This window comes from Vulcaniibacterium thermophilum (assembly GCF_007923255.1).
Taxonomy (GTDB): Bacteria; Pseudomonadota; Gammaproteobacteria; order Xanthomonadales; family Xanthomonadaceae; genus Lysobacter_F; species Lysobacter_F thermophilum.
Genome location: NZ_VOHJ01000021.1, coordinates 20,420 through 44,213, shown reverse-complemented (window position 1 = coordinate 44,213; position 23,794 = coordinate 20,420). Strand labels below are relative to the sequence as shown.

Here is a 23,794-nt window from a genome sequence, read left to right as displayed (position 1 = left end):
CTATTCCCCTATTCCCCGCCCGTGGCCGATCACCGCACCCGTTTCCTGCAACTTGCGCTGCGCGCGCAGGCGCTGCGCTTCGGCGAGTTCACGCTGAAGTCCGGCCGCGTCTCGCCCTATTTCTTCAACGCCGGGCAGTTCAACACCGGCGCGGCGCTGGCCGAACTGGCCGCCTGCTATGCCGATGCGGTCGAAGCGGCGGGGCTGCGGTTCGACCTGCTGTTCGGTCCGGCGTACAAGGGCATTCCGCTGGCGACCGCGCTGGCCTGCGAATTCGCGCGACGCGGGCGCGATCTGCCGGTCGCGTTCAACCGCAAGGAGGCGAAGACGCACGGCGAGGGCGGCGTGCTGATCGGCGCGCCGCTCGCCGGCCGGCGCGCGCTGATCGTGGACGATGTGATCACCGCCGGCACCGCGATCCGCGAGTCGCTCGCGCTGATCGCGCAGGCCGGCGGGCAGCCGGCCGGCATCGCGATCGCGCTCGACCGCGAGGAAGCGGTGGACCCGGCGCGCTCGCGCGCCTCGGCCGCGCAGACGGTCGCCGCCGAGCACGGGCTGCCGGTGATCGCGGTGGCGCGGCTGCGCGATCTGCTCGCGTTCGTCGGCGAAACGCCGGAGCTCGTCGGCGAGCGCCCGCGCCTGCTGGCGTATCGTGACGCCTATGGCAGCCTTGAGCCCTGATCCGGGACACAATCGAAGCCCGTGTACTGACGGCAGGGGGGCCGACATGCACATCCGTTCGACCGCGGTGGCGCTGCTGCTGGCGCCGGCGCTGGCGCTGGCGCAGTCCAAGGGCGCGCCGGCGACCAAGAAGCTCTACTGCTGGAACGAGAACGGGCGCAAGGTCTGCGGCGACGCCCTGCCGGCCGACGCGGTCGATGCCGAACGCACCGAGCTGAGCGCCACCAGCGGCCGCGCGGTGGCGCGCGTGGCGCGCGCGCCGACCGAGGCCGAGCGCGCCGCCGAGCAGGCGCGCCTGGAGGCCGAGCGGCGCGCCGCGCTCGAGCGCGAGGCGGCGCAGCGCCGGCTGCTGGCGATGGTGGAGTCCTACGCCAGCGAGGACGATCTGCGCCGCGCGTTCCAGGAACGCATCGTGCTGCTGGACGAAAGCATCAAGGCCTCGCAGCTCGGCATCCAGTCGCTGCGCCAGAGCCTGCTGGCGCTGCTCAAGCGCGCGGCCGAGGCCGAGCTGGCCGGCCGGCCGGTCAACGCCAAGCTGCGCGACGACATCCAGCGCCAGCACGCCGATCTGCGGCGGCAGCAGACCACCCTGATCGAGCAGCGCCAGGCGCGCGCGCAGGTCGACAGCGACCTCGACGAGGCGCTGCAGCGCTATCGCGAACTCAAGCAGCGCACGCAGGCGCAGGCGGCAGGGATGGCGTCGCTGGGCGGCTGACGCCCGCCACCACCGGCCGCGCCGGACGCGTGTCGGCCGGCCGCGTCGTTGCGGTCCCCGGACGCCACCGCTCATGCACGCACGGCGCGCCCGACTGCCGCACGTCCCGCCGCGGAAGCCTCGCGCGTTCCCGCGCAGCGAATCCGCCCCCCGGCCCGGCGCGATGCGGGCCGGGCGGCGGGCCGCGCTCAGAACGGCAGCTCGAGATCCGGCTGCAGCGCGCGCAACTGCGTGCGGAAGTCGGTCTGGATGCGCGCCAGCGCCTGCGGCGAGTCGGCATCGAAGCGCAGCACCAGCACCGGCGTGGTGTTGGAGGCGCGGATCAGGCCCCAGCCGTCGGGGAAATCGACGCGCAGGCCGTCGATGGTCGACAGCCGTCCGCCCTCGAAGCGCGCGGCCTCGCGGAAACGCTCGACGAAGGCGTGCGGGTCGCCGTGCGGCGCCGGCACCTTGATCTCCGGCGTGGAGATGCCGTCCGGCAGGGCGGCGAGCGTCTCGCTCGGCGTCTGCGGGCGCGCGGCGAGGATCTCCAGCAGGCGCGCGGCGGCGTAGATGCCGTCGTCGAAGCCGTACCAGCGCTCGCGGAAGAAGAAGTGGCCGCTCATCTCGCCGGCGAGCTCCGCCTCGGTCTCGCGCATCTTGGCCTTGATCAGCGAGTGGCCGGTCTTCCACATCAGCGGGCTGCCGCCGTGGCGCAGGATGTAGCCCGGCAGGCGGCCGGTGCACTTCACGTCGAAGATGATCTGCGCGCCCGGGTTGCGCTCCAGCACGTCGGCGGCGAACAGCATCAGCAGCCGGTCGGGGAACACGTTGACGCCCTGACGGGTGATCACGCCGAGGCGGTCGCCGTCGCCGTCGAAGGCCACGCCGAGGTCGGCGTCGAGCGTCTCCACCATCTTGGCCAGATCGCGCAGGTTCTCCGGCTCGCTCGGGTCGGGGTGGTGGTTCGGGAAGCTGCCGTCGATCTCGCAGAACAGCGGGATCACCTCGGCGCCGATCGCGCGCAGCACGCGCGGGCCGATGTCGCCGGCTACGCCGTTGCCGGCGTCGACCACCACCTTCAGCGGCCGCTCGAGCTGGATGTCGGAGGCGATGCGCTCGACGTAGTCCTCGCCGACGTCGCGCTGCGCCAGCGTGCCGAGCGTGGGCGACTCGTGCAGACGGTTGCCGGCGATGCGCTCGTAAAGATCGACAATGGTGTCGCCCGACAGCGTCTCGCCGCCGACGACCACCTTGAAGCCGTTGTAGTCGGGCGGATTGTGGCTGCCGGTGACGGCCACGCAGCTTCCGGCGCGCAGGTGGTAGGCGGCGAAGTAGACCACCGGCGTCGGCGCCACGCCGATGTCGATCACGTTGCGGCCGGCGCGGCGCAGGCCGGCGACCAGCCCGTCGACCAGCGCCGGACCGGACAGGCGGCCGTCGCGGCCGACCACGATGTCGGTCAGGCCCTGTTCGTGCATCAGCGTGCCGATCGCCTGACCGACGAGGCGGGCGACGTTGGCGTCGAGCGACTGCCCGACGATGCCGCGGATGTCGTAGGCGCGGAAGATGCCGCGGTCGATGTCGTAGGCGGCCGGATGGCTGGCGGGTTCGGAAACGGCGGGTGCGGCTGAGGGCATGGGCGGGGGACCGGTGGGGGACGGGGCGGCCGTGTCCGCCGCAGGCGCAAGGCCGGCTTCGGCCAGCGTCGGCGCCTCCGTCTCCTCGACCGGAGCGCCGCCGCGGCGCGCCAGCCAGTGCGGCAGGCGCCAGGCCACCCACGCCAGCAGCAGGAACACGACGGCGGCGATGCTAGTGCCGAGCGCGTCAAGGCCAAGCGGTCCTCCGGCCTGGTCCGGTACCGCGGCGGCCACGCGCAGCTCGGTGCCGGGGATCTTGGCGGCGAGCGCCTCGGCGCCGTCGGCCAGTTCGCGGTCGCCGCGTTCGACGATGGTGTGCGTGCCCTGGCGCAGCGCCAGGTAGCTGTGGTCGGCCACTTCGCCCTGCTCGATCCCGGCGGCGATGCGCGCCAGCGGCAGGCGCACGAACGCAAGCCCGGCGATGCGGCCGCCGGCAGTGGCCGGCGCCGCCAGCGCCAGCTCGCTGCCCTTGCCGCCGCGGATCACCGCCACCGCGATGCCGTTCTGCGCCAGCGCCGCTTCCAGCACCATCAGGCGGCCGTAGCGGCCGGGTTCGCGGACGGTGGCGAGCGCGGCGTACTCGCCCTCCAGATCGGGCGGCAGCACGGTCGCCTCGCTCGCCTTCCAGCCGGCGGCGAGCTGGCGCGAGGCGCTGGCGAGATCGCCCGCCGCCAGCGCGGCCTGCATGCTCGGCAGCGCCAGCTTCTCGGTCAGGCGGCGCCGTTCGGTGGTGAGCGCGGCATGCGCGGCGTCGACCGCCGCGTTGCGCGCGTGGGTGATCGCGGCGCGGCGCGCGTCGTCGCGGAACAGTTGCCAGGAGGCGTAGGCGAACCACAGCGCCAACACCACGCACAGGCCCGCCACCCACGGCATCGCCCGCCCGAGCTGGGCGGCGATCGCGTGGGCGTGGCCGGTTTCCGTTTCGCTCATGCGCGCTCCCCTGTCTGCTGCGCTCACCGCACGCCGGTGTGCCCGAAGCCGCCCGCGCCGCGCGCGCTGGCCTCGAAACCGTCGACCACCTGCAACTGCACGCGCACGATCGGCAACACGACGAGCTGCGCGATACGGTCGCCCGGCTGCATCGTAAAAGGCTCCCGACCGCGATTCCACACGCTGATCATCAACGGGCCCTGGTAATCGGCGTCGATCAGGCCGGTGCCGTTGCCGAGCACGATGCCGTGCTTGTGACCCAGGCCCGATCGCGGCAGCACCACCGCGCACAGCGTCGGATCGCCGAGATGGATCGCCAGGCCCGACGGCACCAGCGCGGCATCGCCGGGCGCGAGCGTGAGCGGCGTCCCGAGCGCGGCGCGCAGATCCAGGCCCGCGCTGGCCGGCGTGGCGTATTCGGGCAGTGGCCAGTCGGCGCCGAAGCGGGCGTCGAGGATCTTCAGTTCGAGGGTGCGATGCATGGGGCTGGAGTCGGGATTCGGATTCGAGGTCGGAGGCCGAGCTGCGTTCATCCGCTTCGATCCGTGGCCGGATCGGCCTCGAGCCGGCGGGCGATCAGGTCGAGCAGCGCTTCGGCGACCTCGCGCTTCGGCGCGGGGCCGAGCGTCCAGGCGCCGTCGGCGGCGAACACGTGCAGGGTGTTGTCGTCGCGCTCGAACGGGCAGTCGGCACTGCCGACGCGGTTGGCGGCGATCAGGTCCACGCGCTTGCGCACGAGCTTGTCGCGGGCGTAATGCTCCAGCTCGTCGGTCTCGGCGGCGAAGCCGACCACCAGCCGCGGCCGCCGCGGATGCGCGGCGACGTCGGCGAGGATGTCGGCCGTGCGCACCAGTTCGAGCGCGAGCGTGTCGGCGCCGGGCCGCTTCTTCAGCTTGCGCGCGGCGACCGTGCGCGGGGTGTAGTCGGCCACCGCCGCGGCGCCGACGTAGACGTCGGCCGGCAGCGCGTCGAGCACCGCGGCGTGCATCTGCGCGGCCGAGCGCACGTCCACGCGCGCCACGCCCGGCGGCGTCGGCAGATGCACCGGACCTGCGACCAGCACCACCTGCGCACCGCGCGCGGCGGCGGCGGCGGCGACCGCGAAGCCCATCTTGCCGCTGCTGCGGTTGCCGAGGAACCGCACCGGGTCGATGTCTTCGTAGGTCGGACCGGCGCTGACGAGGACGCGGCGGCCGGCCAGGCTCATGCGGCCTCCGCGAGCGCGGCGACGATCGCCGCCGGTTCGCTCATCCGTCCGGGGCCGAATTCGCCGCACGCCTGCGGTCCTTCGTCCGGGCCGATCACGCGCACGCCGCGCTGGCGCAGGATCGCGAGGTTGGCCTGCGTCGCCGGATGCAGCCACATGCGGTTGTTCATCGCCGGCGCGACCGCGATCGGCGCGACCGTCGCCAGGCACAGGGTGCTGACCAGATCGTCGGCGAGGCCGTGGGCCAGCTTCGCCAGTGTGTTGGCGGTGGCGGGCGCCACCAGCACGCGGTCGGCCCAGCGCGCCAGTTCGATGTGGCCCATCGCCGCCTCGGCGGCCTCGTCCCACAGCGAGGTGCGCACCGCGCGGCCGGACAGCGCCTGGAACGTCGCCGCGCCGACGAAGCGCCGGGCGTTGTCGGTCATCGCCACCTGCACCTCGGCGCCGGCCTCGCGCAGGCGGCGGACCAGCTCGGCCGCCTTGTAGGCGGCGATGCCGCCGCAGACGCACAGCAGCACGCGCTGGCCCTCGAGGGGAGAACGCGGTTCCGGCATGGGTCGGAAAAATCCGGTGCGGGATCGGGCGGTCAGCTTACCCGATGCCGTCGCATCGCCCGATGGGAAGCGGCGTGCGCGGCGCCTAGCCTGTGCGTCGGCGGGACCGGAAGCACGCGCGTCGCGGACCCCCAAGACGCGGCGCCCGGCCTCACTCACGCGACCCCTGGTGCGACCGCCCCTGGCTTCCGGTCCCGCCGCCTTCTGCCCGCCCCCGCATGCATATCCGCGACTGGCCCGTCGACGAACGTCCCCGCGAGAAGCTGCTCGCCCGTGGCGCGCGCGCGTTGTCGGACGCCGAACTGCTGGCGATCTTCCTCGGTTCCGGCCTGCGCGGCCAGGACGCGGTGACCACCGCGCGGGATCTGCTGCGCGGGCACGGGCCGCTGCGCCGGCTGCTGGACCGCGCCCCGGCCGAGCTTGCGCGCCTGCCCGGCCTGGGCCCGGCCCGCGCCTGCAAGCTGGCCGCGGCGCTGGAGCTGGCGGGCCGGCATCTGGCCGCGGGCCTGGAACGCGGCGAGGCGCTCACCGACCCGGCGAGCGCCGGCCGCTACTTCGCGCAGCGCCTGCGCGGGCTGGCGCAGGAGGTGTTCGCGGTGCTGTTCCTCGATACCCGCCACCGCGCACTGGCGTTCGAGGAGCTGTTCCGCGGCACGCTGGACGGCACCGAGGTGCACCCGCGCGAAGTGGTGCGGCGCGCGCTGGCGCACAATGCGGCGGCGGTGATCGTCGGCCACAACCACCCGAGCGGGAATCCGGAACCCAGCGCGGCCGATCGCGGCGTCACCCGTCGCCTGCGCGAGGCGCTGGCGCTGGTGGACGTGCGCCTGCTCGATCACTTCATCGTCGGCGACGGCCCGCCGGTGTCGATGGCCGCGCGCGGCTGGGTCTGACCGCAACGGTCGCGGCCGCTGCGCGTAAAATGCGCGGTTCCCTTCGCTTCCCCCGGGCCCTCCGTGAAAACCGCCCTCCGCGACCTGATCGCCCAGGCCATCGACGCGCTGCGCGCCGCCGGCACGCTGCCGGCCGACGCCGCCACGCCCGACTTCGTGGTCGAACGGCCGAAGGAACGCAGCCACGGCGATTTCTCCACCAACGCGGCGATGCTGCTGGCGAAGCCCGCGCGCAGCAACCCGCGCGCGCTGGCGCAGGCGCTGGTGGACGCGTTGCCGGGCAACCACGCGATCGCGAAGGTGGAGATCGCCGGCCCCGGCTTCATCAACTTCCATCTGCACGAGTCGGCCTGGCGCGCGCAGCTCGCCGGGGTGTTCGCGCAGGGTGCGCGCTTCGGCCACAACACCAGCGGCGCCGGCCACCGTGTCGGCGTCGAGTTCGTCTCGGCCAATCCGACCGGCCCGCTGCACGTCGGCCACGGCCGCGCGGCGGTGATCGGCGACTGCATCAGTCGCATCCTCGCCGCCAACGGCTGGGACGTGGTGCGCGAGTTCTACTACAACGACGCCGGCGCGCAGATCGACAACCTGGCGCGCTCGGTGCAGGCGCGCGCGCAGGGGCGCGGGCCGGAGCATCCGGGCTGGCCGGAGGACGGCTACCGCGGCGAGTACATCATCGAGGTGGCGCGCGCGTACCTGGACGGCGCCAGCGTCGAGGTCGACGGCCACGTCGTCACCGGCGCGCGCGATCCGGACGACCTCGACGCCATCCGCCGCTTCGCGGTGGCCTACCTGCGCCGCGAGCAGAACCTCGACCTCGACGCGTTCGGCGTGCGCTTCGACGTGTTCTTCCTCGAAAGCTCGCTGTACACCGACGGCAAGGTCGAAGAGACCGTGCGCACGCTGGTCGAGCGCGGCCACACCTACGAGGAAGGCGGCGCGCTGTGGCTGCGCACCACCGCGTTCGGCGACGACAAGGACCGCGTGATGCGCAAGTCCGACGGCAGCTACACCTACTTCGTGCCGGACGTGGCCTACCACCTGTCGAAGTGGCAGCGCGGCTACGAGCGCGCCATCACCGAGCTCGGCGCCGACCATCACGGCTCGCTGGCGCGGGTGAAGGCCGGCCTGCAGGCGCTCGGCGCCGGCATTCCGCAGGGCTATCCGGAGTACGTGCTGCACCAGATGGTGACGGTGATGCGCGGCGGCGAGGAGGTGAAGCTGTCCAAGCGCGCCGGCAGCTACGTCACCCTGCGCGATCTGATCGACGAGGTCGGTCGCGACGCCACGCGCTGGTTCCTGGTCGCGCGCAAGCCGGATTCGCAGCTCACCTTCGACATCGACTTCGCGCGCAGCCAGTCGCTCGACAACCCGGTGTACTACGTGCAGGTGGCGCACGCGCGCATGTGCGGGCTGATGCGCCAGCTGCGCGAGCGCGGGCTGAGCTACGACCCGCAGCTTGGCTTGGCGCAGCCGCTCGACCTGGACGATGAGGCGACGCGCGAGCTGGTCACCGCGCTGCTGCGCTTCCCGGAGGTGGTGGCCGCCGCCGGGCGCGATCTGGAACCGCACCTGATCGCCGCCTACGCGCTGGAGCTGGCGCAGGCGTTCCAGAGCTACTACAACGCACACCAGATCCTGGTCGACGACGACGCGCAGCGCAGTGCGCGGCTCGCGCTCGCCCAGGCCACCCGGCAGGCGCTGGCCAACGCGCTCGAGCTGCTGGGCGTGAACGCACCCGAGGTGATGTGATGGCGGCACGACGCGGCAAGTCGCAGGCGCGACGCAATTCCTCCCCGCGCGGTGGCATGCCGGGCTGGGCGTGGCTGGTGCTCGGGCTGCTGCTGGGCGTCGGCGCGATCTGGCTGGCGCCGCGGCTGATGGAGTCCCGCCCCGCCGAGTTCTTCCGGCCCCGGCCGGATCCGGATGCGCAGCCGGCCGCGGTGGACGAGGACGACGGCCAGCCGATCGTGGCCGACGATGTCGCGCCCGCGGACAAGCCCCGGCCCGCGCCGGACGCCGAGCCGGCGCCGGAGCGCGAGTACGACTTCTACACCCTGCTGCCCGGCAAGGAAGTGCCGATGAGCGACGCCGAACTGGCCGCCTCCGAGCGCGCCGAGGCCGAGCGCGCGGACGCACGGAAGCCGGAAGAGGCCGCGGCGCTGCCCAAGCCGGTGGACGAGGCCGGCGCGCCGACGCCGCCGGCGAGCGCGACCGGGAAGGCCGATGCCGCGCGGCCCGCCGCCGAGGACACCCGCGCGCGCTACTTGCTGCAGGCCGGCGCGTTCGAGGCCTCCGGCCAGGCCGAGGAGCTGAAGGCGAAGATCGCCCTGCTCGGCCTCAGCGCGCGGGTGGAGTCGGCCAAGGTCGGCGGCAAGACCGTGTTCCGCGTGCGCATGGGCCCCTACGGCAGCGCCAGCGAACTGGCCGACGCCAAGCGCAAGCTCGAAGGCAGCGGCCTGCAGGCGATGCCGATTCGCCTGCAGTAGGCGCGGCTTCAGCCGCGACCCGATTCGCGGCTGGAAACGACGTCATGGCGGCCCTCGGCCCGCCACGCGTGCGGCATACGCCCTTGGCAATACCCAAGGCCGCGCACGCGGCTGAAGCCGCGCCTGCAGGCTGCTCGCGGCGAGGTGCGCCGGTCCTCGGCCGTGGCGCCACGCTCGTCGCATTTCGGCGGCGCCGCGCGCGGGCGGCGACGGAGGCGCGGCTAGACTCGGTGCGTCGTTGCGGGGAGAGGCATGACGTGGACAAACGCATCCTGATCGGCGGCGTGGTCGCGCTCGCCGTGTTGCTCGTGTTCGACCTGGTGCTGTTCTGGACGGGGGCGGCCGGTGCGCTCGCGTTCCGCACGCCGCTGGGCTCGCTGCCGATGCTGGACGTGGTGGCGGCGTTCGGCGCGATGGCGCTGGGCGGCGCGATCGCGCGCCACCGCTTCCAGTGGATCGCGGTCGCGGTGTCGCTGACGCTGTGGGTGCTCACCTTCGCGCTGCTCGGCACCCCCTCGCCGGCGTCGCCGATGACGCCGACGCTGCCGGAGGCGCTGCGCTTCAACGCGCTGGCGATCGCGCTCACGGTGGCGGCGGCGTGGGCCGGCGCGTTTGCCGGCGAGCGCTGGGCGCAGCGGCGCGCCGCCGCCTGATCCGCAGCGACGCCTGCCCGGCGCGGCATGCCGGAGCACGGCGTCCGCTCCCGGCGCGCGCACGAGCGGTGCGCTATCGTGCCGGCGACCGTTCCGACGCTTCCGGCCATGCACCTGCCCCCTGTCCTCCGTACGTTCGCGCTCGCCTTCGCCTTGACCGCCGCGCTGCCGGCGCCGGCCGCCGACCGCATCACCGGCTCGCCGTTCGCCACCCGCAGCGAGGTCTACGCGCCGCACGCGATGGCGGCGACCTCGCACCCGCTCGCCACCCAGATCGCGCTCGACGTGATGAAAAGCGGCGGCAGCGCGGTCGACGCCGCGATCGCGGCCAACGCCGCGCTCGGCCTGATGGAGCCGACCGGCAACGGCATCGGCGGCGACCTGTTCGCGATCGTGTGGGATCCGAAGACGAAGAAGCTGTACGGCTACAACGGCTCGGGACGCTCGCCGAAGTCGTTGACGCTGGCCGAGTTCCAGCGCCGCGGCCTCAAGGACATTCCGCCGCACGGCCCGCTGCCGGTGACGGTGCCGGGCACGGTCGATGCGTGGTTCGCCCTGCACGAACGCTTCGGCCGCAAGCCGATGGCCGACAACCTGGCGCCGGCGATCCGCTATGCGCGCGAAGGCCATCCGGTGCACGAGACGATCGCCCACTACTGGGCGCGCAGCGTGCCGGTGCTGTCGAAGTGGCCGGGCTTCAGGGAGCAGTTCACCATCGACGGCCGCGCACCGCGCACCGGCGAGATGTGGAAGAACCCGAACCTGGCCGACACGCTCGAGAAGATCGCGCAGGGCGGCCGCGACGCGTTCTACAAGGGCGACATCGCGCGCACCATCGACGCCTACTTCAAGGCCAACGGCGGCTTCCTGTCGTACGAAGACATGGCCGCGCACCGCGGCGAATGGGTCGCGCCGGTCAGCGTGAACTACCGCGGCTACGACGTCTGGGAGCTGCCGCCCAACGGCCAGGGCATCGCCGCGCTGCAGATGCTCAACATCCTCGAAGGCTTCGACCTGAAGCGCTACGGCTTCGGCAGCCCGGAGCATCTGCATCTGCTGACCGAGGCGAAGAAGCTCGCCTTCGCCGACCGCGCGCGCTGGTATGCCGATCCGGATTTCTTCAGGACGCCGGTGGCCAAGCTGCTGTCCGACGACTACGCGGCGCGCCGCCGCAAGCTGATCTCGATGGAGCGCGCGCTGCGCGAGGTGCAGCCGGCGACGCCGGAGGAGCTCGACGAGGGCGACACCATCTATATGACCGTCGCCGATCCGGACGGGATGATGGTTTCGCTGATCCAGTCCAACTACCGCGGCATGGGCAGCGGCATGGCGCCGCCGGGGCTGGGCTTCATCTTCCAGGACCGCGGCGAGCAGTTCGTGCTGAAGGAAGGCCACCCGAACGCGTTCGCGCCCGGCAAGCGGCCGTTTCACACCATCATCCCGGCGTTCGTGACCAAGGACGGCAAGCCGTGGCTGTCGTTCGGGGTGATGGGCGGGGCGATGCAGCCGCAGGGCCACGTGCAGATCCTGCTCAACCTGATCGACTTCGGCATGAACCTGCAGGAAGCCGGCGACGCGCCGCGTCTGCACCACGACGGCTCCACCGATCCGGCCGGCCAGGCGGTGGCGATGAGCGACGGCGGCGTGCTGGAGCTCGAGAGCGGCTTTCCCTACCAGACCGTGCGCGAGCTGATGCGCAAGGGCCACACGGTGAAGTTCGCCGACGGCCCCTACGGCGGCTACCAGGCGATCATGGTCAACCCGCACGGCGGCTACATCGGCGCCAGCGAGTCGCGCAAGGACGGCCAGGCCGCGGGGTACTGAGCGGATGATCAACAACGGGCTCGATCTGGCGCGCTGGCGGCAGGCGCTGGCGGCGGACTCGCGCGTGCAGATCCCCGACTTCCTGCAACCGGCCGCCGCCGAGGCGCTGGCGCATTGCCTGGAGCACGAGGTGCCCTGGCACCTCGCCGAGCGCAGCACGGGCGAATCGCGCACCTCCGAGCGCGGCGCGTACCCCGACGAGGCCGGCTACCGCGCGCTGCTCGAACGCGCCTACGCGCGCGCCGCGCAGGAGTACCAGTTCGCCTACGACAGCTACATGCTGGTGCGCGCCGCCAAGGAGGGCTGGGATCCGCAGCTTCCGGTCCACGGCGTGCTGCAGTTCTTCAACACGCCCGAATTCATCGCCTTCGCGCGCTGGCTCACCGGCGATGCCGCCATCACCCACGTCAACGCGCAGTGCACGCGCTACCGGCCGGGCCAGTTCCTGATGCCGCACTCCGACGAGGACAGCCGCGAGGGCCGCCGCTACGCCTACGTGCTCAACCTCACCCGCGCCTGGCGCCCGGACTGGGGCGGGCAGTTGCAGTTCCTCGATGCCGAGGGCCGGGTGACGCAGACGCTGATGCCGCGTTGGAACTCGCTCAGCCTGTTCCGGGTGCCGCAGCGCCATCAGGTCACGCTGGTGAGCCCGTGGGCGGCATGCCCGCGGCACGCGATCACCGGCTGGTGGCTCGCCCGCGGCGCGGGCTGACCGGCACCGCATCCGGACGGGCCCGGCAGGGGTGGCGGGGATGCTCCCGGGGCGACCGGAGCCCCAAAAGTGTGACGGCGGTTGTCAAGGCCGTCATCACGCCACGCACACTAGCGTTTCCCCATTTCCGTCACGGTACGGCCGCAGCCCGCGCGCAGTCCGCAAGACGGATGCACGGGGGGATCACACACGTGTCGGCAGTCATCAAGCGTCGGCCCCGCACCACGCGCGCGGGCCAGGGCACGGAAGAACCGTTGCTGGCCCTGCTGGCCGCCATGCAGGCGGTGGAGGCGGGCGATTTCTCGGTCCAGTTGCCCGCACACTGGGCCGGGCTGGAAGGAAAACTCGCGGAATCGTTCAACCGCCTGGTCGCCTCCAACCGGCGGCTGGCCGAGGATCTGCAGCAGGTGCGCGACACCGTCGGCCGCAAGGGCCAGACCCGGCAGCGCATCACGCCGGCCGCGCGCCAGGGCGCCTGGGCCGGGATGGAACGCTCGGTCAATGAGCTGATCGACGATCTGGTGTGGCCGGTGGAGGCGATGACCGAGGCGATCGCCAGCGTCTCGCGCGGCGATCTCACCCGCACCGTGCCGCTGGAAGCCGACGGCCGCCCGCTGCAGGGCGAGTTCCTGCGCTCGGCGCGGCTGGTCAACGGCATGATCGAGCAGATGAGCGAGTTCTCCTCGGAGGTGACTCGCGTGGCGCTCGAGGTCGGCACCGCCGGCAAGCTCGGCGGCCAGGCCAAGGTGAAGGGCGTCTCCGGCGTCTGGAAGGATCTGACCGATTCGGTCAACCAGATGGCGTCCAACCTCACCGCGCAGGTGCGCAACATCTCCGAGGTGACGATCGCGGTCGCCAACGGCGACCTCTCGCGCAAGATCACCGTGGACGTGCGCGGCGAGATCCTGCAGCTCAAGGAAGCCATCAACACGATGGTGGACCAGTTGCGTTCGTTCGCCTCGGAAGTGACGCGCGTGGCGCGCGAGGTCGGCACCGAAGGCAAGCTCGGCGGCCAGGCGATCGTGCCGGGCGTGGCCGGCACCTGGAAGGACCTGACCGACTCGGTCAACGCGATGGCGTCGAACCTGACCTCGCAGGTGCGCAACATCGCCGAAGTGACGACGGCGGTGGCGCGCGGCGACCTGTCGCGCAAGATCACCGTGGACGTGCGCGGCGAGATCCTGGAGCTGAAGAACACCGTCAACACGATGGTGGACCAGCTCAACGGCTTCGCGGCGGAAGTCACGCGCGTGGCGCGCGAGGTCGGCACCGAAGGCAAGCTCGGCGGCCAGGCGGTGGTGCCCGACGTCGCGGGTACCTGGAAGGACCTCACCGACCACGTCAACTCGATGGCATCCAACCTCACCTCGCAGGTGCGCAACATCGCCGAGGTGACCACCGCGGTGGCGAAGGGCGACCTCTCGCGCAAGATCACCGTGGACGTGCGCGGCGAGATCCTCGAGCTGAAGGAAACCATCAACACGATGGTGGATCAGCTGCGGTCGTTCGCCTCGGAAGTGACGCGCGTGGCGCGCGAGGTCGGCACCGAAGGCAAGCTCGGCGGCCAGGCGATCGTGCCGGGCGTGGCCGGCACCTGGAAGGACCTGACCGACTCGGTCAACGCGATGGCGTCGAACCTGACCTCGCAGGTGCGCAACATCGCCGAAGTGACGACGGCGGTGGCGCGCGGCGACCTGTCGCGCAAGATCACCGTGGACGTGCGCGGCGAGATCCTGGAGCTGAAGAACACCATCAACACGATGGTGGACCAGCTCAACGGCTTCGCGGCCGAGGTGACCCGCGTGGCGCGCGAGGTCGGCACCGAGGGCAAGCTCGGCGGCCAGGCGCAGGTGCCCGGCGTGGCCGGCATCTGGAAGGACCTCACCGACAACGTCAACTCGATGGCGTCCAACCTGACCGCGCAGGTGCGCAACATCGCCGAGGTCACCACCGCGGTGGCGCGCGGCGACCTGTCGCGCAAGATCGCGGTGGACGTCAAGGGCGAGATCCTGCAGCTCAAGGAGACCATCAACACGATGGTGGACCAGTTGCGCGGCTTCGCCTCGGAAGTGACGCGCGTGGCCCGCGAGGTCGGCACCGAGGGCCGCCTCGGCGGCCAGGCGGTGGTGCCCGGCGTGGCGGGCACCTGGAAGGATCTGACCGACTCGGTCAACTCGATGGCGTCCAACCTCACCACCCAGGTGCGCAACATCGCCGAAGTCGCGACCGCGGTGGCGAAGGGCGACCTGTCGCGCAAGATCGCGGTCGACGCGCAGGGCGAGATCCTGCAGCTCAAGGACACCATCAACACGATGGTGGACCAGCTCAACGGCTTCGCGGCGGAAGTCACGCGCGTGGCGCGCGAGGTCGGTACCGAGGGCAAGCTCGGCGGCCAGGCGCAGGTGCCGGGCGTGGCCGGCATCTGGAAGGACCTCACCGACAACGTCAACTCGATGGCGTCCAACCTCACCACCCAGGTGCGCGGCATCGCCAAGGTGGTGACCGCGGTGGCCAACGGCGACCTGCGCCAGAAGCTGACGGTGGAGGCGAAGGGCGAGATCGCCGAGCTGGCCGACACCATCAACGCGATGACCAACACGCTCGCGATCTTCGCCGACCAGGTGACGACGGTGGCGCGCGAGGTCGGCACCGAAGGCAAGCTCGGCGGCCAGGCGCAGGTGCCGGGCGTGGCCGGCACCTGGAAGGACCTCACCGACAACGTCAACCAGCTCGCCGCCAACCTCACCAACCAGGTGCGCGCGATCGCCGACGTGGCCACCGCGGTGACCCAGGGCGACCTGACCCGCACCATCACCGTGGACGTGCGCGGCGAGGTCGCCGAGCTGAAGGACAACATCAACTCGATGATCCAGACCCTGCGCGCGACCACCGAGTCGAACCGCGAGCAGGACTGGCTGAAGACCAACCTCGCCAAGTTCACCGGCATGATGCAGGGCCAGCGCGACCTGATCACGCTCGGCAGCATGCTGCTGTCGGAACTGGCGCCGCTGGTGAACGCGCAGCAGGGTCTGATGTACGTGGTCGAGCACGACGACGGCGGCGGCGCGCCCAGGCTGCGCCTGCAGGCCGGCTACGCCGACAGCCCGTCCTCGCCGGCGCCGGCCACGCTCGCGTTCGGCCAGGGGCTGATCGGGCAGTGCGCGGAGCAGGCGCAGATCATCCTGATCGACGAGGTCGCGCCGGACACCGTGCGCATCGAATCCGGCCTGTTCAGCGCCACCCCGCGCAACGTCATCGTGCTGCCAGTGCTGTTCGAGGATCAGGTCAAGGCGGTGATCGAACTGGCCTCGCTCGCCGAGTTCACGCCCACCCATCGCGCGTTCCTGGAACAGTTGTCGCGCTCGATCGGCATCGTGCTCAACACCATCGAGGCGTCGATGCGCACCGAGGCGCTGCTGGCGCAGTCGCAGCAGCTCGCCGCCGAGCTGCAGGCGCAGCAGAAGGAGCTGCAGCAGACCAACGAGGAGATCGCGCTCAAGGCCGCGCTGCTGGCCGAGCAGAAGAGCGAGGTGGAACGCAAGAACCAGCAGATCGAGCAGGCGCGCCGCGCGCTGGAGGAGAAGGCCGCCGAGCTGGCGCTGACCTCGCGCTACAAGTCCGAGTTCCTGGCGAACATGTCGCACGAGCTGCGCACGCCGCTGAACTCGATCCTGATCCTCGGCCAGCAGCTCGCCGAGAATCCGGAGAGCAACCTCACTCCGCGCCAGGTCGAGTTCGCCAAGACCATCCACGCCGCGGGCACCGACCTGCTGCACCTGATCTCCGACATCCTCGATCTGTCGAAGATCGAGTCGGGCACGGTGACGGTGGAAAGCGAGGAGCTCGCCTTCAGCCACCTGTGCGAGAACCTGGAGCGCGGCTTCCGCCACGAGGCCGAGCGCCGCAATCTGGATTTCTCGGTGGAGATGGCGCCGGACCTCGAACCGGCGATGACCACCGACCCCAAGCGCCTGCAGCAGATCCTGAAGAACCTGCTGTCCAACGCGCTGAAGTTCACCGAGAAGGGCAGCGTGCGGCTGCGCATGAAGCGCGTGCGCGGCGGCTGGACGCCGGGCCATTCGGTGCTCGACCGCGCGCCGGCGGTGGTCGCCTTCGAAGTGGAGGACACCGGCATCGGCATCTCGCCGGACAAGCAGAAGATCGTGTTCGAGGCGTTCCAGCAGGCCGACGCCGGTACCGCGCGCAAGTACGGCGGCACCGGTCTGGGCCTTGCGATCAGCCGCGAGATCGCCGGCCTGCTGGGCGGCGAGCTGAAGCTGCAGAGCACGGTCGGCGTCGGCAGCACGTTCACGCTCTACCTGCCGCTGCGCTACGTCGGCCCCGACGAGGCGCACGCCGCGCGCGCGGCCAGCGCGCCGCCGGAATCGCTGGCCAGCGAGCGCAGCGCCCCTGAACCGGAGCCGGTGGAGGACGACCGTGCGCTGATCGAGCCCGGCGATCCGGTCCTGCTGGTGGTCGAGGACGACGCCCGCTACGCCAGCGTGCTGCGCGACGTCGGCCGCTCGCGCGGGTTCCGCGTGATCGTCGCCGCGCGCGGCGCCGAGGCGCTGCATCTGGTGCACGAGTACCGGCCGACCGCGATCACGCTCGACATCTTCCTGCCCGACATGCTCGGCTGGACGGTGCTCGCGCGGCTCAAGCAGGACTCGAGCACCCGCCACATCCCGGTGCAGATCGTCACCGTGGAGGAGGAGCGGCACCACAGCATCGAGCGCGGCGCGTTCGGCTACCTCGCCAAGCCGGCGACCACCGAGTCGATCGGCGAGGCGCTGCAGCGGATCAAGGAATACACCCGGCCGCGGGTGAAGCGGCTGCTGGTGATCGAGGACGACGCCCACGAGCGGATGAGCATCGAGGCGCTGATCCAGCACGACGACATCGAGATCCACAGCGTCGGCACCGGCGAGGAGGCGCTGGCGGCGCTGCGCACCGGCCAGTACGACTGCGCGGTGCTCGATCTGCGTCTGCCGGACATGACCGGCTTCGAGCTGCTGGAGCACATCGAACGCGACGAGGCGCTGCGCGCGGTGCCGATCGTGGTGTTCACCGGCAAGGAGCTGACCGCCGAGGAGGACCGCCGACTGAAGAAGGTGGCGCGCAGCGTGGTGATCAAGGGCGTGGAATCGCCCGAGCGCCTGCTCGACGAGACCGCGCTGTTCCTGCACCGCGTGATCGCCGACCTGCCGCCCGCGCAGCAGCGCATGGTGCAGCGCCTGCACGAGTCGGACGACGCCATCCGCAACAAGCGCGTGCTGGTGGTCGACGACGACGTGCGCAACATCTTCGCGCTCTCCAGCGTGCTCGAACGCCACGGCATGGAGGTGGTGACCGCGTCCAACGGCCAGGAGGCGATCAACCGCGTCGCCAGCGACCCGAACATCGATCTGGTGCTAATGGACATCATGATGCCGGGCATGGACGGCTACGACACGATGCGCGCCATCCGCGAGAAGCCCGAATCCCGTTCGCTGCCGATCGTCGCGCTGACCGCCAAGGCGATGAAGGGCGACCGCGAGAAGTGCCTCGAAGCGGGCGCGTCCGACTACCTCGCCAAACCGGTGGTCACCGATCAGCTGCTCGGGGTGCTGCGTCAATGGCTGCATCGCTGAACGAGTCCGCCAGCGAGCTGCTGGTCCGGCCGCGCACGCCGCGGCCGGTCAACGTGCTGCTGGTCGACGACCAGCCCAGCCGCCTGCTCACCTACCGCACCATCCTCGAGCCGCTCGGCGAGCGTCTGGTGGAGGCCTCCAGCGGCACCGAGGCGCTGAAGCGGCTGATGGAGGAGGACTTCGCGGTCATCCTGCTCGACGTCAACATGCCGGGCATGGACGGCTTCGACACCGCGAGTCTGATCCATCAGCATCCGCGCTACCAGCGCACGCCGATCATCTTCATCACCGCGGTCAACCTCACCGACCTCGACCGCTTGCGCGGCTACAAGCTCGGCGCGGTCGACTACGTGATGGTGCCGATCATCCCCGAGATCCTGCGCAGCAAGGTCGAGGTGCTGTGCGAGCTGCACCGCAAGCGGCGCGAGGCGCAGGCGCTGGCGGAGGAACTCGAGGCCGCCAACCGCGCGCTGCTCGCCGACAAGGCGCGCGAGCTGGAAGCGCTGAACGACTCGCTGCGCCGCGCCAACGCCGAGCTGGCCGCGCGCAACGACGAGCTGCAGGTCGAGATCGCCGAGCGCCGCAAGGCGGAAGCGCGCCTGCGCGAGGCCGACGAACGCAAGAACGAATTCCTCGCCACCCTCGCGCACGAACTGCGCAATCCGCTGGCGCCGTTGCAGAACGCGCTGGCGATCCGCCGCATCACGATGGGCGAGGCGGCCGATCCGCTGCAGGACACGATGGAACGGCAGCTCCGCCTGCTGGTGCGGCTGGTGGACGACCTGCTCGACGTCTCCCGCATCACCCGCGGCAAGATGGTGTTGCGGCGCACGCTCACGCCGCTGCAGGCGGCGATCGAATGCGCCGTGGACACCGCGCAGCCGCTGATCGACGACCGCGGCCACACGCTGCTGCTCGACCTGCCGGACGAACCGGTGCTGCTGTACGCCGATCCGGCGCGGCTGTCGCAGATCTTCGCCAACCTGCTCAACAACGCCGCCAAATACTCCGAGCCGGGCGCGCACATCGAAGTGCGCGCCGAGCGCCGCGCCGACCACACCGTCGCGGTGCGCGTGGTCGATCGCGGCATCGGGCTGGCGCCGCACGATCTGGCGACCGTGTTCGATCCGTTCCGCCAGGTGGACACCAGCGCCGAACGCGCGCACGGCGGCCTGGGCATCGGCCTGACGCTGGCGCAGCGGCTGGCCCGGCTGCACGGCGGACGCATCGAGGTTCACAGCGACGGCATCGGCTGCGGCAGCACCTTCACCGTGGTCCTGCCGGTCGGCGAGGGCGCGGCCGAGGACGACGCGCCCGCGCGCGTGCCGGTGGTCGGCACGGACACGCCCGTGCGCGTGCTGGTGGTCGACGACAACCGCGATGCCGCCGATACTCTGGCGGCGATGATCCGCCTGCTCGGCCATACCGTGGATTGCGTGTACGACCCGCAGGGGGTCGAGCAGGCGGTCGAGCGTTTCGAGCCGGAGCTGGTGTTCCTCGATCTCGGCATGCCCGGACGCAGCGGCTACGACGTCGCGCGCGCGCTGCGGCAGGGCACGCGCGGCGACGGCCTGCGGCTGGTGGCGGTCACCGGCTGGGGCCAGCCGGAGGACCACCGCCGCACCCAGGAGGCCGGCTTCGACGGCCACCTGGTCAAGCCGCCGGATCTGGACGGCATCCGCCGCATGTGCGCCGCCGTCGCCGCCCCGCGCGCAGCCGAGCTGTAGCGATGCGGATGCGCCGCGGCTGGTCCCAACGCGTCGTCCACGACCTGCGCAACCCGGCCTCGACGTTGCGCACGGCCGCCTACCTGCTGCGCCGCGGCGTGAGCGATGCCGGCGAGGCGCAGCGGCTGCTGGAGGTGATCGAACGGCAGAGCAAGCAGTTGCTGGCGATGCTCGACGAGCTGGCCAACGGCTTCTGGGCCGAGCGCGGCGAACGCGTCTCGCGGCTGGAACCGGTCGACCTGATCGAGCTGGCGCCCGCGCCGGTGGCCGGCCACGCCGAATTCCAGCCGGAGACGCTGCTGCCGGTGAACGGCGATCCGGCGCGGCTGGCGCAACTGCTGCGACTGCTGTGCGCGTTGCGGCTGGGCCCGGCCGACGCGCCCGACCCGCTGGTCGGCCGCTGGGAGGACGGCCGCGTCCGCCTGCGCCGCCGCTTCGCCGCGCTGCCCGAGCTGCTCGAGGACCCCGAGGCGCTGCTGCACACGCCGCTGCCGCCGCTGCTCGCCGACGACGGCCTCGGTCTGCACCTGCCGGTGGCGGCGGCGATCGCACGCGCCCACGACGGCCGCCTGTGGATCGAGCGCGAGGACGGCGGCGTGCTCGCGGTGCACGTCGAACTGCCGGCGCAGTCGCCGTAAGTCAGCCCCCTCGGGTCTGTCCACCTCTTCCCGTTCTCCCACTGTCGGCTGTGCGATCAAGCGGGAGACGACAGACCCCCGCCTTTTGCGCAGGCGACGGGAAGGGCCGGCGAGCAATGCGATCGAACGGATGCGTCCGCCGATCGCTTGTGAAGCGGAAGCCCCCTCTGGGGCAGATGCACCGTCACCGCCACCTCGCCGCTCCCGGCACGTTGCTGAAAGATGGCAACCGCCCGCTTCCGGGCCACATGTACGTCGTGCCCGCCGACGGCAGCAGCCGGACCCCTCCTGCAACGGCGCTGCCGGCGATCCGCGCGGGCGTCGGGCTTCTGGCAGGATACGGGCGCATCGGAACTCGGGATCACGGAGCAGGGAAGCCATGAAACGCGGATTGGGGATGCTCCTGGTCTCGGTCGCGCTGCTCGCGGCCGGTTGCCGTCGCCCGCCCGAGGGCGAGGCCTTGCCGGTGGTGCGCCCATTTCCGCTGCGGGTGGGTCATACCGCGGTGGTGCAGTTCCGCATCGAGCCCCTGCGCCGCGATTACGGTGCTCCACTGCTGATCGGACTGCGTGCGCCGGATCCCCCCGGCGACGTCGACGCCTCGGCCGATGAGGCGGAAGCGCGTTTCGACTCGATCCGGCTGCGGCTGCGGCTGTGGCGGCGCACGCCGCAGGGTTGGCAGCCGGTGCGGCTGACGCAGGATGTGTTCGTGCCCGCCATTCGCGACTGGCGCACCGTCCCGCTGGAGAACGGGGTGACGGTGGGTGCCCACGAGGTATCTGTGGACGAAGTTGCGTTTCAAGCCAAGGGACTGTCCGCCGATCCGGCTTACTCCTACTTGACCAGCTACAGTCGATTGGTCATGCCTGCCGCAGGCCTGTACCGACTGGAGGCGACCCTGCTGGATCGGGGGCGCGCGCCGGCGACGGGCTGGCCGGTCGAACTGTTCGTCTCGCACCCATTGCCCGCGAAGTAAGACCATCATGGACCGATACACCGTCACTATTCACATCGCCGCTCCCGGCACGTTGCTGAAAGACGGCAAACGCTCGCTTCCGGGCCACATGTACGTCGTGCTCGGCGACGGCAGCAGCGAAATCAGCCTTGGAATGGCGCCTATCAATGGCAAACCTATCGGCCAGGCAAGAGTCAGCAAAAGCGACGTCAATGACTATTCCAGCTCGTTCTACGAGCGCACGATCGAGATCACGGCCGAACAGTACGCGGCGATGAGGTCGTTCGGCCGGCGCGCCCTGGACGGCGAGGAGGCTCGGTTCCGCAGCTACGGCCTGCTGCACAACAGCTGCGTCGATTTCGCCTGGGCGGTGCTGCACGCCGGCGGCCTGCATCCGCGCTTCCGTCTGGGCGCGCACGGCACCGGCTGGATCGCCGATCCGACCGGCCGGCCGAGCCTGGATTTCGACGGCGCGCTCAAGCCCGTGGACAACGTCGAAGCCATCCGCTCCATTCCCGCTCCGTTCCCGCACAGCCGGCTGAACCGCGAAGTGCAGCGCGAGATCCCGCGCACGGCGAACCCGTTCCATTGGCTGCTCAGCGATGCGGTGCCAGCGCCCTACCGTCCGTTGTGCCGCGATTGCGTGCAGGGCGTGCAGCGCCTCGATGCCGAGCGGGGGCGCATCTCCGACGCAGCCAGCGCCCGGCTGGCCGCAAGCGTCGCGGTGCTGGCGGCGCAGCACGGCCTGCGGCAGGTGGATGCGGTCCTGCTGAGTGCCGCGACCGCGGACGCGCGGGCCGGCGAGCGGGTGTTCGCGGTGCAGGGCGACCCGCAGCATCCTGGCCATCTGCGCGCGTGGATGCGGACCGACGAGGCGGTGGCCGTGCCGGTGGATACCTCGGTGGCCCGCTTGCAGGCGATGCGGCACGCGGCGCCGGCACCGGTCCCCGACCGCACGCCGGAGATCACGCCCACCTTCGCTGCGCCGCGCATGGCGCTCACGCCCGGCTGAGTCTTGCGCGGCGCCGCGTCTGCTCGGCCCGGCCTGGGCGCTGTGGCCGGGCTCACGATGATGCCGGGCACGCCGCTGCCATGGATTGCCCACGGCCTGCGCCAGCTCTCCGATGTGCGCTGCCGCTGGCGATGCTGACGCTCGGCCTGTCCGGCGACGTGGCGCGCACGGTGGTGCTGGAAGCGGCGATGCCGTCGATGGTCACCGCCGGCGCGCTGACGATCGCCCACGGCCTGGCCCCGCGGCTGGCCGCGGCGCTGGTCGGCTGCGGCCTGCTGCTCGGCCTGCTCGCCCTGCCGTTGTGGGCGCGCGCGCCGGTCGGGTAGCGTGCGCGGACACGGGGAGGGGGCGTCGATGCCGGGACGGCGATGCGGAGTCTGGATTGCGATCGCGCTGGCGGTCGCGGTCGCCACGGCGGTGGCGATGCGCGAGGACGATGCGCCGCCACGCGCCGTCGGCGCGCCTGCCGCCGACGCGGCGGACACGGCGATGCCCCCGCCCGCTCCCGCCCGACCCTCCGCGCCGGGCGACGGGCGCGCTCCGCTGCCGTCGGCCGAAACGCAGACGCTGGAGACGGAACAACACGCGATGCGCGCGGCGTACCATCGTGCGCTGCGGGCGCGGCTGGCCGCGTTGGCCGCCCGCGGCGATGCCGAGGCCGCGCTCGAGCGCGCGTTGCTCACCCCGCTGCTGGAGCGCGGCCCGTGGCCGCATGTCGATGCCGACACCCGCGCTGCGCTGCGCGAGGCCGCCGAACGCGCACCCGGCGATCCGCTGGTCGCCTGGATGGAGGCCGTCGTTTGCCGGCCGGCCGAATGCCCGCGCGCGGTGGCGCGCCTGCTGCGGGTCGACGGCGACAACGCCGCCGCCTGGCTGCTGGCCGCCGGCATCGCAGCGAGCCTGGACGATCGCGCGCAGGCGCTGGAACGGCTGCAACGCGCGGTGCTGGCGCCGCACCATGTCGCCCGCGGCGAGGCGGCCATGCAGGCCGCGTGGCGCGCGCTGGAACCGGTCGCCTTGCCACCGCCCAGCCCGGCGCTGCACCGGGCTCTGGCACGGATGCTCCCCGACCTGCCGGCACCGGACGCCGCCACCCAACGCGGACTGCTGGCGAGCACCGCCGGTCCCCGGTGGTCCGGCCTGCAGCGCGGCAGCGCCTGGGGCGTGCTGTGCGACCCGACGGCGATGCGTGCGGCCGTGCGCCGCGATCTCTGCCTGCGCGCGTACGCACTGCAGGCGCGCAGCACCGTGCTGGTCGAACGTCAGGCCGCGCTGCTGTTCCTGTGCCGGCACACCGCCGGCACGCCCGAACACCGGCTCTGGCGCGAGCCGCTGCGCGAGACCCTGTGGCTGGTCTACCTGACGCGCACACGCTTCTTCCTGCGTGCCGATCTCACGGCGACGATCGCCCGCTTCGGGTCGCTGGAAGGCACGCGCCGTTTCGTGCGCGCGCAGGGCCTCTCCGACCGCCCACCTCCGGGCTGGCTGCCGAGCCTTTCGCACGAACGCGCGCTGGTGCTGGGGCAGGTGCCGCCATGAGCCATCGTCGGATCAC

At 71.9% G+C, this 23,794-nt stretch carries 17 protein-coding genes and 1 pseudogene; 15 read left to right on the top strand and 3 right to left on the bottom strand.

All coding sequences use genetic code 11. The annotated features are described in order from the left end of the window. Positions 1–21 precede the first annotated feature (21 nt). The gene (gene pyrE / locus FQY64_RS09745) at positions 22–681 is read left to right on the top strand and encodes an orotate phosphoribosyltransferase (protein WP_146474074.1); all 660 of its coding nucleotides are present in this window, start codon (positions 22–24) and stop codon (positions 679–681) included. A gap of 46 nt (positions 682–727) precedes the next feature. Continuing rightward, on the top strand, positions 728–1,396 hold the full coding sequence (locus FQY64_RS09740; protein WP_146474073.1) for a hypothetical protein: 669 nt from the start codon (positions 728–730) through the stop codon (positions 1,394–1,396). A gap of 188 nt (positions 1,397–1,584) precedes the next feature. Here the strand turns inward: FQY64_RS09740 and FQY64_RS09735 are convergent, their stop codons facing one another. The 3 genes and pseudogenes from FQY64_RS09735 to coaBC form a co-directional block, all read right to left on the bottom strand. Next, positions 1,585–3,945, bottom strand: coding sequence for a phosphomannomutase/phosphoglucomutase (locus FQY64_RS09735; RefSeq protein WP_146474072.1), 2,361 nt, complete (start codon positions 3,943–3,945; stop codon positions 1,585–1,587). Positions 3,946–3,968: 23 nt separating this feature from the next. Next, the gene (gene dut, locus FQY64_RS09730; RefSeq protein ID WP_146474071.1) at positions 3,969–4,427 is read right to left on the bottom strand and encodes a dUTP diphosphatase; all 459 of its coding nucleotides are present in this window, start codon (positions 4,425–4,427) and stop codon (positions 3,969–3,971) included. A 47-nt stretch (positions 4,428–4,474) separates the two neighbouring features. Next, a pseudogene (gene coaBC / locus FQY64_RS09725) lies at positions 4,475–5,706 on the bottom strand (bifunctional phosphopantothenoylcysteine decarboxylase/phosphopantothenate--cysteine ligase CoaBC). A 218-nt stretch (positions 5,707–5,924) separates the two neighbouring features. On the opposite strand from coaBC, the gene radC reads away from it, so the two are divergent. The 13 genes from radC (at position 5,925) to FQY64_RS09660 (ending at position 23,778) form a co-directional block, all read left to right on the top strand. Further along, positions 5,925–6,599, top strand: coding sequence for a RadC family protein (gene radC / locus FQY64_RS09720; protein ID WP_146474070.1), 675 nt, complete (start codon positions 5,925–5,927; stop codon positions 6,597–6,599). A gap of 63 nt (positions 6,600–6,662) precedes the next feature. Then, a complete protein-coding gene (argS, locus tag FQY64_RS09715; RefSeq protein ID WP_146474069.1) occupies positions 6,663–8,351 on the top strand; it encodes an arginine--tRNA ligase in 1,689 nt (562 codons plus the stop codon). Beyond that, positions 8,351–9,088 carry an SPOR domain-containing protein gene (locus FQY64_RS09710; RefSeq protein ID WP_146474068.1) on the top strand — a complete coding sequence of 246 codons (738 nt, stop codon included), beginning with the start codon at positions 8,351–8,353 and terminating at the stop codon, positions 9,086–9,088. The genes argS and FQY64_RS09710 overlap by 1 nt, the downstream gene beginning before the upstream one ends. A gap of 257 nt (positions 9,089–9,345) precedes the next feature. Beyond that, on the top strand, positions 9,346–9,741 hold the full coding sequence (locus FQY64_RS09705) for a hypothetical protein (protein ID WP_146474067.1): 396 nt from the start codon (positions 9,346–9,348) through the stop codon (positions 9,739–9,741). A gap of 108 nt (positions 9,742–9,849) precedes the next feature. Further along, on the top strand, positions 9,850–11,565 hold the full coding sequence (ggt, locus tag FQY64_RS09700) for a gamma-glutamyltransferase (protein WP_146474066.1): 1,716 nt from the start codon (positions 9,850–9,852) through the stop codon (positions 11,563–11,565). A gap of 4 nt (positions 11,566–11,569) precedes the next feature. Further along, a complete protein-coding gene (locus tag FQY64_RS09695) occupies positions 11,570–12,277 on the top strand; it encodes a 2OG-Fe(II) oxygenase (RefSeq protein ID WP_146474065.1) in 708 nt (235 codons plus the stop codon). Between the two features lie 191 nt (positions 12,278–12,468). Beyond that, the gene (locus FQY64_RS09690; RefSeq protein WP_222431777.1) at positions 12,469–17,907 is read left to right on the top strand and encodes a HAMP domain-containing protein; all 5,439 of its coding nucleotides are present in this window, start codon (positions 12,469–12,471) and stop codon (positions 17,905–17,907) included. Further along, positions 17,892–19,634: an ATP-binding response regulator gene (locus FQY64_RS09685; protein WP_146474063.1), complete on the top strand. Its 1,743-nt coding sequence runs from the start codon at positions 17,892–17,894 to the stop codon at positions 19,632–19,634. The genes FQY64_RS09690 and FQY64_RS09685 overlap by 16 nt, the downstream gene beginning before the upstream one ends. A 2-nt stretch (positions 19,635–19,636) precedes the next feature. Continuing rightward, positions 19,637–20,272 (top strand): histidine kinase dimerization/phospho-acceptor domain-containing protein, encoded by a 636-nt coding sequence (locus tag FQY64_RS09680; RefSeq protein WP_146474062.1) that lies wholly within the window; start codon positions 19,637–19,639, stop codon positions 20,270–20,272. Between the two features lie 397 nt (positions 20,273–20,669). Beyond that, the gene (locus FQY64_RS09675; RefSeq protein ID WP_146474061.1) at positions 20,670–21,248 is read left to right on the top strand and encodes a hypothetical protein; all 579 of its coding nucleotides are present in this window, start codon (positions 20,670–20,672) and stop codon (positions 21,246–21,248) included. Between the two features lie 7 nt (positions 21,249–21,255). Next, positions 21,256–22,239, top strand: a complete 984-nt coding sequence (locus FQY64_RS09670; protein ID WP_146474060.1) for an XVIPCD domain-containing protein — start codon at positions 21,256–21,258, stop codon at positions 22,237–22,239. Between the two features lie 131 nt (positions 22,240–22,370). Then, positions 22,371–22,565 (top strand): hypothetical protein, encoded by a 195-nt coding sequence (locus tag FQY64_RS09665; RefSeq protein ID WP_146474059.1) that lies wholly within the window; start codon positions 22,371–22,373, stop codon positions 22,563–22,565. Between the two features lie 28 nt (positions 22,566–22,593). Then, a complete protein-coding gene (locus tag FQY64_RS09660) occupies positions 22,594–23,778 on the top strand; it encodes a hypothetical protein (protein ID WP_146474058.1) in 1,185 nt (394 codons plus the stop codon). Positions 23,779–23,794: the final 16 nt, after the last annotated feature.

Coding starts and splice junctions, on each gene's coding strand:
- FQY64_RS09740 (WP_146474073.1), top strand. CDS start 728: ATGCACATCCGTTCGACCGCGGTGGCGCTGCTGCTGGCGCCGGCGCTG.
- FQY64_RS09735 (WP_146474072.1), bottom strand. CDS start 3,945: ATGAGCGAAACGGAAACCGGCCACGCCCACGCGATCGCCGCCCAGCTC.
- dut (WP_146474071.1), bottom strand. CDS start 4,427: ATGCATCGCACCCTCGAACTGAAGATCCTCGACGCCCGCTTCGGCGCC.
- radC (WP_146474070.1), top strand. CDS start 5,925: ATGCATATCCGCGACTGGCCCGTCGACGAACGTCCCCGCGAGAAGCTG.
- FQY64_RS09710 (WP_146474068.1), top strand. CDS start 8,351: ATGGCGGCACGACGCGGCAAGTCGCAGGCGCGACGCAATTCCTCCCCG.
- ggt (WP_146474066.1), top strand. CDS start 9,850: ATGCACCTGCCCCCTGTCCTCCGTACGTTCGCGCTCGCCTTCGCCTTG.
- FQY64_RS09695 (WP_146474065.1), top strand. CDS start 11,570: ATGATCAACAACGGGCTCGATCTGGCGCGCTGGCGGCAGGCGCTGGCG.
- FQY64_RS09685 (WP_146474063.1), top strand. CDS start 17,892: ATGGCTGCATCGCTGAACGAGTCCGCCAGCGAGCTGCTGGTCCGGCCG.
- FQY64_RS09680 (WP_146474062.1), top strand. CDS start 19,637: ATGCGGATGCGCCGCGGCTGGTCCCAACGCGTCGTCCACGACCTGCGC.
- FQY64_RS09675 (WP_146474061.1), top strand. CDS start 20,670: ATGCTCCTGGTCTCGGTCGCGCTGCTCGCGGCCGGTTGCCGTCGCCCG.
- FQY64_RS09670 (WP_146474060.1), top strand. CDS start 21,256: ATGGACCGATACACCGTCACTATTCACATCGCCGCTCCCGGCACGTTG.
- FQY64_RS09665 (WP_146474059.1), top strand. CDS start 22,371: ATGCTGACGCTCGGCCTGTCCGGCGACGTGGCGCGCACGGTGGTGCTG.
- FQY64_RS09660 (WP_146474058.1), top strand. CDS start 22,594: ATGCCGGGACGGCGATGCGGAGTCTGGATTGCGATCGCGCTGGCGGTC.